Origin of the sequence: Staphylococcus pasteuri, from assembly GCF_030547725.1 — a bacterium.
Taxonomy (GTDB): domain Bacteria; phylum Bacillota; class Bacilli; order Staphylococcales; family Staphylococcaceae; genus Staphylococcus; species Staphylococcus pasteuri.
In genome coordinates, this window is record NZ_JAUOQO010000402.1 from 1 (window position 1) to 266 (window position 266).

The 266-nt window shown below is 59.8% G+C and carries 1 protein-coding gene; it reads right to left on the reverse strand.

The genetic code is table 11. The annotated features are described in order from the left end of the window. Nucleotides 1–71: 71 nt before the first annotated feature. A partial coding sequence (locus Q4528_RS14150; protein ID WP_303522248.1) for a hypothetical protein occupies nucleotides 72–266 on the reverse strand: 195 nt, incomplete at its 5' end.

Here is a 266-nt window from a genome sequence, read left to right on the forward strand (position 1 = left end):
TCTTTTGACCGCCTCGATCCGTGCAGTTTCCGCCGCTACATCGCGCACCATCGCGTCAAAACCCTTTACCTTCATCCCTTGGCCCCTTGCAACGCCACTGCCCGGATACGCCGACAGCTTTCCAAAGCTTGATCCCGCGCTGCGATAAACGCCTCATCTTGGGGCGAAACTTCCCCACCACGCCGCCGCTGATCCCCGATCTTTTCAACACGGCGCGCATTGTCTGCGGCGCGCGCCTTGATTTCGGTCACTGAAAACGCCTTGGG